Source organism: Thermovibrio sp. (assembly GCA_015488335.1).
Classification (GTDB): domain Bacteria; phylum Aquificota; class Aquificia; order Desulfurobacteriales; family Desulfurobacteriaceae; genus Balnearium.
In genome coordinates, this window is record WFNZ01000050.1 from 1 (window position 1) to 7,002 (window position 7,002).

Here is a 7,002-nt window from a genome sequence, read left to right on the forward strand (position 1 = left end):
GAGTGCTGATAGAGGTAACGGGAGAGGAGATAGAAGTTCACAGGGTGGAAAAACTCAGGATTGACCCAGAAGTCCTTGAAAAAATGAGGGAGAAAAGATCAGAGCCCCTTGACGAGGATGAGGTCAACTGAATCTCCTCTATTTAGACTCTTTACCCCTTTGGGAACTACCATGAGAGCTCTCCTCTCCACAAGGGCAGAGAGAACCCCAGAACCCTGCCGCCTCAAAGGAGAAACCAGGAACTTTCCTTCTTCAGAGCTGTAGGAAAAACTGCACCTTACAAACTCAGTCCTGTCGGCCTTTCTCCTCTTAAAGTCCTCAACCAAAATGCCCTTAACTCTTGGTCTGAAAATCTCTGCTGCTCCCTGAATTTTCATAAGGAGCGGATAGACAAAGAGGTTAAAGCTAGTAAAAACAGAAACGGGAAATCCTGGAAGACCGAAGAAGAACCTGTTTCCTTTCTTTCCAAATAGAACAGGTTTACCCGGTTTAACCTGAACCTTGTAGAAGAGGACTTCTACCCCAAGCTCTTTAACAACATCCTTAACGAAATCGTAGTCTCCCATGGAGACCCCGCCGGAAGTGAGGAGAACGTCGCAGGTTTCAAGGGCTTCAGAGAGAACCTTTAAAGTCTTTTCTTTGTTGTCTCTAACTATTCCAAAGTAAACCGGCTCTCCGCCTGCCTCTTTAACCAAGGAGTAGAGTGTATAGCCGTTTGCGTTCCTTATCTGAACGGGAGATTCAACACTTTCCCAGGGTTCTAAAAGTTCGCTTCCCGTAACAACTATTCCAATCTTCGGCTTTACAGAGACTTTCAGGTAGGGCTTTCCAACAGAGGCGGCTATGCCGACTTCGGGAGCTCCCAAAACTGTTCCCTCTTTAACAAGAACCTGTCCTTTTCTGTAGTTCTCTCCCGGAAGCCTTACGTTTGCCCCTTCTGGAAAGCTCCTCTTAATTTCAACATAGCCATTTCTCTCTTCAGTCCACTCAACGGGAACAATAGTTTCAACAGACTCTGGAACAACAGAACCTGTAAAGAGCTTAACGGCCTCTCCTCTTTCTATCTCAATTATCTCTTCACTTCCCGCAGGAATAACTCCCTTAACCCTCAGTTTTGTCGGAACAGACTCAACGTCTGAAGACTTCACTCCGTATCCGTCCATTGCAGAGACCGGAACAGGTGGGTCGTCTCTGTCTGCCCTTATATCTTCTCTTAAAACCCTTCCGTAAGCTTCAAAGAGGGAAACCCTTTCGGCAGGAAGAAGAAATTGCTGAGAAGTAACTATCTCAAGGGCCCTTTCATAAGAAACGTAAACTTCCATAAACTCTCCCTCTTGAAGGGTCTAAAGTGTAAGTTATACAATCCAGACTCTACAACAGGAGGCTTCTCATGGTTCCAGTAATATCTTTCGTAGGCTACCACAACTCGGGGAAAACCACTGTAGCAACCCAGGTAGTGAAAAACTTAGTTGAAAAAGGATACAGAGTGGCTGTTCTGAAATCAACAAAACACAGGAAACTGATAGGAGACACGCCGGGAAAAGACTCTTACAGATATAGAGAATCGGGAGCAGAAGCAGTTGGGATTGTCTCTCCAGATGAGATAGTTCTCTTTCAGAATATAGATAGAGACAACCTGAACTTAGACTTTCTTTCTTTTCTGCTCTTTGGAGACTACGACATCGTAATCTGTGAAGGATTTAAACACGCAGATGTTCCCAAAATAGAGGTAACAAGGAAAGAACTAAATCAACCTCTGCTTTTTGAAAAGATTGATAAAGTTATAGCTATCGTTTCAGATTTCCCTATTGATGGGCTTAAATCTTTTTCCTTCCAGGAAACTGACAAGTTAACATCTTTCATTGAGGATGAGTTTATATCTAAAAGAGAAAAATTGGAAATTGATCTGTTCATTGATGGAAAAAGAGTAGATTTAGAAGAAAACGTCAAAAGAGCGATAGGAGAGCTTCTCAAAACGTTTTCCGACAGGCAAAGGATAGATCTGAGAATCATGAGAAATTAGTTAAAAGCCCGCAAAAGCGGGCAGATAGTTAAAATAGAAGCTGAAACTCTGTTACAAACAGGTTGTTGTCAATCTCTTTTCCGTGCCTCTCGTTAGCCCAGGTGTACGAAGACCTGACTGCGGCCTGCCAGCCGTTTAAGAGGTAGTAGAAGCCAACGGTTGTGTAGTCAACGTCGTACTTATCGTCAACGTCGTCGTTTGGATCCAACCAGGAGTAGCGGCCAACAAGGTGAACTTTCGGGAAGAATGGGAGGCCGTAGTTGATCTGTGCGTAGTAGCCCTTGGCGTTTCCAAGTGATACGTCTTTTCCAGAGCTGTCTTTTCCATCTGTCGGGTTGTCGTAGAGGTATCCAGCCTCAAGGGAGAGGTTGTAGGGCTTAAACTTGAGTGCTGTTTCAACGTCAATCAGGTGTCTTTTAACAGAAGCAGCTCCGTATTTTGTATAAATCATCTTGGAAGAGTCGTCCGTTCCAAACTCTCCGCCTAATCTAAAGCGCCAGGTTAAATCCTCATTGTTGATAGGAGTTGCATCTAAGGCCAGGGTGTAGAGGTATTTCTTGTCCCTGTTGTAGTTTTCGGAGGAGCTCCACCCCTCACCGTTAAACACGCCGGCAGTTAACTTAACTCCCTTAAAGAGCTTATAGGTAGCTGAAACTCCAATCTCTCTCCACACAGGAGCAATCTTGTTAACGGCAACAGGCCTTTCCGGAAGCCAGAGCTCCGTTCCGCTCTTTAAGTAAGACATGGAGACAGGAGTCTTAAACTGACCCATTTTTACCGAAAGTGGAATGGAGTCAAAGGAGTATTTAACGTAGGCATCCCAGAGCTGAACCTGGCTTCCCTTATCTGCCTTTATCTGAATGGCATAACTGATATTATCGTTAAGCTCTCCCTTTACGTGAAGCCTAGCCTTCTTAACCTCAAACCCGTTTCCATAATCTCCAAATATGGACTTTCCGCCGTTCTCATCTATGTCCTGCGTTTGGGAAAACCTGAAAAGAACCCTTCCCCCAACTTTAACCTTTTCTGTTCTCTTCCTTAAAGGAACAACGGCAGTTCTTCTGTAGAGGAGTTTCTTTAGCTCCCTGTTCTCTTTTTCAAGCTCCTGAACCTTTTTCTCAAGCTGCTGGAGTTTCTGAAGTATCTCCTCGTTTGAAACCGTTTGAGCCTGAGAGGCAGATGTAGCAACCATCAGAGAAGTGAGAAGAAACAGGGCTTTCCTCATAATCTCCTCCCGAAGAGAAATTATGACGGATTTATACCAGATTGATATTCTACATTCCAATTTTAGAAATAGAAAATTGCTATTGTTGTAGTAAAAGGGATTTAATGGAAAGATAACAGGTTTTTCTTAATCACTTTGACGTGGTGCCCGGGGCGGGAATCGAACCCGCACGGCCTTGCGGCCCCGGGATTTTAAGTCCCGTGCGTCTGCCAATTCCGCCACCCGGGCTTTTTGGTTTTACTTTTGGAGGGAAAAATAAAAATGGTGCCGAGGGGCGGAATCGAACCGCCGACACGAGGATTTTCAGTCCTCTGCTCTACCAACTGAGCTACCTCGGCCTGCGCTATGGAAATATAAGATTGCTCTATTAAGGTGTCAACTGTTTGACATATCTCATTTACCAGGCGAAAGTTCTATCCCATATTAGTAGTTAGAACAGTCAGGAGGTATAGGCAATGACGCTCATTAACGAAAGGGAGCTCCCCTTAGTCCCCTACGAAGGAATGAACCTGGTCCACAAGAGAGAACTTGAGATTCTCAACAGATTATACACTGCCCTCAAAGAAGAGAAGGACGATTCAGAAATAGACAGACTACTTGATGAATTTTTAAGAGACGTTGAGGAACACTTTAGCTACGAAGAGGATTTAATGAGGAAAGCCCACTTTTTCGCCTACGAGTGCCACCACGGAGAGCACAACAGGGTGAGGGAGGAGCTCCGCTCAGTTAAGGAGAGGTGGGAAAAGAACAGAGACAGGGAAGAGCTCAGGAAGTATTTTGAGGAAGTGTTTAAACCCTGGATATCTGAACACATTTTAACCATGGATACTGTAACTGCCCAGTGGCTTATGAGAGTTATGGGGGGAATTGGAGCTCTATAACGTTTACAACAGCTACTGCAAACTCCCTTTCGTGGGAAATTGAGTAGAGAAGCTTTAGCCGGGGGGGAAGATCTCTAACTGTTAAGGAGAGCGCCTTCCCCCCACCTTCAACTGAAACGTCCTTAATACCTATTCTGTACCCTGCCTGAGAGAGCGCCTTAACGGCAGCCTCCTTCAGGGCAAAACGGGCAGATATACAGCCGGGGAGCTCCCCTTTTCTTCTCTCAAGGCAGTAACCATACCCTTCTGGAAGTATCCTTTTCAGGAAACGTTCACCGAACCGGTTAAGGAGTTCCTCAACCCGCTTTACAGAAACGATATCAACTCCAACACCTACAAGCATCAAAACTAACCGCTTATCAACTCTTTCATCTTCTCAACTGCCTCTTTAAGGCCCAAGAGGATGGCGTTTGCAACTATTGAGTGGCCTATGTTCAGCTCCTCAATTTCTGGAATCTCTGCAACAGGTTTAACGTTTTTATAGGTAAGCCCGTGGCCTGCGTAAACTTTTAAGCCCGCCTCTTTTGCAACCCTTGCAGCCTCCTTTAAACGGCGGAGCTCCCTCTCTGTTTCCTCTTTATTGTTCTCTGCAAAGGCCTCTGCGTAGCGGCCTGTGTGGAGTTCTACAGCATCCGCTCCAACTTCAGCTGCCACCCTTATCTGCTCCGGTTCCGGGTCTATAAAGATGTTAACGGTTATTCCTGCAGACTTAAGTTTCTCAACAACTTCTCTAATCTTCTCTTTCTGAGAGAGAACGTCAAGCCCTCCCTCTGTTGTTATCTCCTCCCTCCTTTCAGGAACTAACGTAACCTGATGGGGTTTTACAGAAAGGGCTATCTCAACCATCTCGTCAGTTGGAGCCATCTCAAGATTTACCCTTGAATGGATAAGCTCCTTTATGAGCTTTAAATCCCTCTCGTTAACGTGTCTCCTGTCCTCTCTTACGTGAAGGGTTATCTGGTCAGCCCCCGCAAGGTCTGCAATTACCGCAGCGTGAACAGGGTCTGGTTCAAAAGTTCTCCTTGCATTCCTTACAGTTGCAACGTGGTCTATGTTAACTCCCAATCTTATCCTCTTTCCCATTTCACCCTCCTTACTTTCGGTTTAAAGTATAAAATATCGGTGGAGGTTCGTTTGAGAAAAGGCTTTACCCTGTTGGAAGTTTTAATAGCTACCGCAATAGCCGGTATGGCCTTCGGAACATTTATCGTTCTGGCCGGAAGGAGTGCAGACTCTACAGATCTACTCCTCAAAACAACACTTTCAACGGTTGTAGCAAACAACTCTATTAACTCAATAGTTTACGGTGGAAAGAGTTTTAACGGTAAGAAGGTAAACATTCTTGGCTATACGGTAAAGGTTAATCAGGACTTTGAAGAACTGATGGGTTTTAGAGTTGTAAAGGTTGAAGCAGGAACACCAGACAGGGGAGTTTTAGTTGAACTCTACGAAGCCCGTTAAAGGTTTCACCCTTATAGAACTCCTCTTAGCTGTAGCCATCTCTGCCTTTCTGATTACAGTAACTTACGCTTTCTTCTCAGCCATTGAGAAAACAGGAAGGGCAGCAGTTGAAAACAGTCAGCTCCAGTCTTTTGTTTCACCTATTTTCTACCTGTTTCAGAGAGATATTGAATCAATAAACAGTAATTACGGTGGAATCTCTTACGTAAAAGACTCAGACGGGAACTTTCGCTGGATTGAGTTCTACACAGAAAACTGTTACTACTTTCCCGGGGTGTGCAGGGTCAGGTATTGGATATACAGAGATGAGGATAAAAAAGAGAGCTGGTTGATAAGGACGGAGCTCCGCCTCAACACAACAAACAACACAGGAATAGACGCCCCCATCTCATCAAAAATTTCAGACATAGAGGTATACCACCTGTCGGGGGGAGACTGGGTTAAGGGTATTGGTGGGAAATTGATTAAACTCGTCATAAAAACAAAAAGGGGGAAGGAGCTCCCCCTCGTTTTTGTAATCAGAACTTAAACATCTGGCTGATAGACTCTCCGTAGTGGATTCTCCTTATGGCTTCTGCAAGCATTCCGGAAACAGAGAGAACCTTAACCCCTTCAAACTCCTCAACAAGGGGAATTGTATCCGTGACAACAACCTCTTTCAGGAATCCCTCTTTTATTGCACCGGAGAGCCTCTCAACGGCAGGACCTGAGAAGACCGGGTGGGTGCAGGCAGCGTAAACCTCAGTAGCTCCAGCCTCTTTAATAGCTTTTGCGGCGTTAACTATCGTTCCAGCCGTATCTATTATGTCGTCAATGATAACCGCCCTTTTACCCTCAACCTCTCCTATAATGTTCATAACCTCAGAAACGTTTGGTCTCGGTCTTCTTTTATCAATTATGGCTATAGGAGAACCAAGAACCTTTGCAAAGTTCCTCGCCCTTGCAACACCGCCGATGTCGGGGGAGACAACAACCGTATCCTCTCCTCCCATTCCTAACCTCAGGAAGTAGTCTGTTAGAACAGGCCTTGCCTCAAGATGGTCTACCGGAATGTCAAAGAACCCCTCAACCTGCTTTGCATGAAGGTCAACAACAACAACGTGGTTGACCCCTGAAGCCATTATGATATCTGCAACCACTTTTGCACTTATCGGATCTCTCGGGTTAACTTTCCTGTCCTGCCTTCCGTAAGCGTAGTAAGGGATAACTGCCGTTATCCTGCCGGCTGAAGCTCTTTTAAGGGCATCGGCCATTATGAGGAGCTCCATTATGTTGTCGTTGGCCGGCCTGCAGAGTGACTGAACGATGAAAACGTCACAGTCCCTCACGCTCTCGTTTATAACAACCTGAATCTCTCCGTCGCTGAACCTACCAACTTTAACGTCTGCCAGCGGCATTCCAAGGTTTGCAGC

The 7,002-nt window shown here is 45.4% G+C and carries 9 protein-coding genes and 2 tRNA genes; 4 read left to right on the forward strand and 7 right to left on the reverse strand.

The window, feature by feature from the left end; genetic code table 11:
- Positions 1–98: 98 nt before the first annotated feature.
- On the reverse strand, positions 99–1,322 hold the full coding sequence (locus tag F8H35_RS05735) for a molybdopterin molybdotransferase MoeA (protein WP_472572583.1): 1,224 nt from the start codon (positions 1,320–1,322) through the stop codon (positions 99–101).
- Between the two features lie 68 nt (positions 1,323–1,390).
- Here F8H35_RS05735 and mobB point away from each other — a divergent pair, with 68 nt between their 5' ends.
- Positions 1,391–2,023 carry a molybdopterin-guanine dinucleotide biosynthesis protein B gene (gene mobB, locus F8H35_RS05740; RefSeq protein WP_472572584.1) on the forward strand — a complete coding sequence of 211 codons (633 nt, stop codon included), beginning with the start codon at positions 1,391–1,393 and terminating at the stop codon, positions 2,021–2,023.
- Between the two features lie 28 nt (positions 2,024–2,051).
- Here the strand turns inward: mobB and F8H35_RS05745 are convergent, their stop codons facing one another.
- The 3 genes from F8H35_RS05745 to F8H35_RS05755 all read right to left on the reverse strand — a co-directional run bounded on the left by F8H35_RS05745 (position 2,052) and on the right by F8H35_RS05755 (position 3,586).
- Positions 2,052–3,248, reverse strand: a complete 1,197-nt coding sequence (locus F8H35_RS05745; RefSeq protein WP_472572585.1) for a porin — start codon at positions 3,246–3,248, stop codon at positions 2,052–2,054.
- Positions 3,249–3,389: 141 nt separating this feature from the next.
- Positions 3,390–3,476 (reverse strand) — tRNA-Leu (locus tag F8H35_RS05750).
- 34 nt (positions 3,477–3,510) lie between these two features.
- Positions 3,511–3,586: transfer RNA gene (locus F8H35_RS05755), tRNA-Phe, on the reverse strand.
- 117 nt (positions 3,587–3,703) lie between these two features.
- Here F8H35_RS05755 and F8H35_RS05760 point away from each other — a divergent pair.
- Positions 3,704–4,129: a bacteriohemerythrin gene (locus F8H35_RS05760; RefSeq protein WP_472572586.1), complete on the forward strand. Its 426-nt coding sequence runs from the start codon at positions 3,704–3,706 to the stop codon at positions 4,127–4,129.
- Here the strand turns inward: F8H35_RS05760 and F8H35_RS05765 are convergent.
- Together F8H35_RS05765 and F8H35_RS05770 are read right to left on the reverse strand one after the other, a co-directional pair.
- On the reverse strand, positions 4,104–4,472 hold the full coding sequence (locus F8H35_RS05765; protein ID WP_472572587.1) for a holo-ACP synthase: 369 nt from the start codon (positions 4,470–4,472) through the stop codon (positions 4,104–4,106). The genes F8H35_RS05760 and F8H35_RS05765 overlap by 26 nt on opposite strands.
- Before the next feature lie 5 nt (positions 4,473–4,477).
- Positions 4,478–5,212: a pyridoxine 5'-phosphate synthase gene (locus F8H35_RS05770; RefSeq protein WP_472572588.1), complete on the reverse strand. Its 735-nt coding sequence runs from the start codon at positions 5,210–5,212 to the stop codon at positions 4,478–4,480.
- 51 nt (positions 5,213–5,263) lie between these two features.
- On the opposite strand from F8H35_RS05770, the gene F8H35_RS05775 reads away from it, so the two are divergent.
- The gene (locus tag F8H35_RS05775) at positions 5,264–5,590 is read left to right on the forward strand and encodes a prepilin-type N-terminal cleavage/methylation domain-containing protein (RefSeq protein WP_472572589.1); all 327 of its coding nucleotides are present in this window, start codon (positions 5,264–5,266) and stop codon (positions 5,588–5,590) included.
- The gene (locus tag F8H35_RS05780; protein ID WP_472572590.1) at positions 5,568–6,119 is read left to right on the forward strand and encodes a prepilin-type N-terminal cleavage/methylation domain-containing protein; all 552 of its coding nucleotides are present in this window, start codon (positions 5,568–5,570) and stop codon (positions 6,117–6,119) included. The genes F8H35_RS05775 and F8H35_RS05780 overlap by 23 nt, the downstream gene beginning before the upstream one ends.
- On the opposite strand, the gene F8H35_RS05785 is transcribed toward F8H35_RS05780, so the two are convergent.
- On the reverse strand, positions 6,109–7,002 hold an 894-nt coding region (locus F8H35_RS05785; RefSeq protein ID WP_472572591.1), incomplete at its 5' end, for a ribose-phosphate diphosphokinase. The two genes, F8H35_RS05780 and F8H35_RS05785, sit on opposite strands and share 11 nt — an antisense overlap.

Coding starts and splice junctions, on each gene's coding strand:
- F8H35_RS05735 (WP_472572583.1), bottom strand. CDS start 1,322: ATGGAAGTTTACGTTTCTTATGAAAGGGCCCTTGAGATAGTTACTTCT.
- mobB (WP_472572584.1), top strand. CDS start 1,391: ATGGTTCCAGTAATATCTTTCGTAGGCTACCACAACTCGGGGAAAACC.
- F8H35_RS05745 (WP_472572585.1), bottom strand. CDS start 3,248: ATGAGGAAAGCCCTGTTTCTTCTCACTTCTCTGATGGTTGCTACATCT.
- F8H35_RS05760 (WP_472572586.1), top strand. CDS start 3,704: ATGACGCTCATTAACGAAAGGGAGCTCCCCTTAGTCCCCTACGAAGGA.
- F8H35_RS05765 (WP_472572587.1), bottom strand. CDS start 4,472: ATGCTTGTAGGTGTTGGAGTTGATATCGTTTCTGTAAAGCGGGTTGAG.
- F8H35_RS05770 (WP_472572588.1), bottom strand. CDS start 5,212: ATGGGAAAGAGGATAAGATTGGGAGTTAACATAGACCACGTTGCAACT.